The sequence below is a fragment of the Wolbachia endosymbiont of Tuta absoluta genome, from assembly GCF_059414725.1.
The window spans coordinates 1-304 of the sequence record NZ_JBNRJY010000509.1 but is presented as its reverse complement, the minus strand read 5'-3'; the positions used below and the strand labels follow the sequence as shown (position 1 = coordinate 304).

General features: G+C 36.8%; 1 protein-coding gene. It reads right to left on the bottom strand.

Going from position 1 to position 304, the window contains the following annotated elements; translation table 11 throughout:
* Positions 1–283: S49 family peptidase (locus ACJ5GX_RS05655; protein ID WP_495292790.1), on the bottom strand; the 283-nt coding region annotated here is incomplete at its 3' end.
* Positions 284–304: the final 21 nt, after the last annotated feature.

Here is a 304-nt window from a genome sequence, read left to right as displayed (position 1 = left end):
AAACACGTCCTTGTGCAATTTCATCTACTTTTTCAAAGGTCATATTACGACCTGCTGCTACACGATTCACGAATGTTTCATAGATAAACTCAATGCTTTCTGTTACTTCCGTTTTAAACGATTCGTCAACTTTTCTGAATGGGCTATACGAAGCTGCATTTTGGTGTGTTTTTACTTGTTCTGCATTCACCCCATATTTAGTTGCTAAGGTGCTAAAGTTTGGCAACATACCAAATACTCCGATCGATCCAGCAATTATTTCAAGTATATTTGACCTTCGCATCTTTAATTATTAGGATTCCAG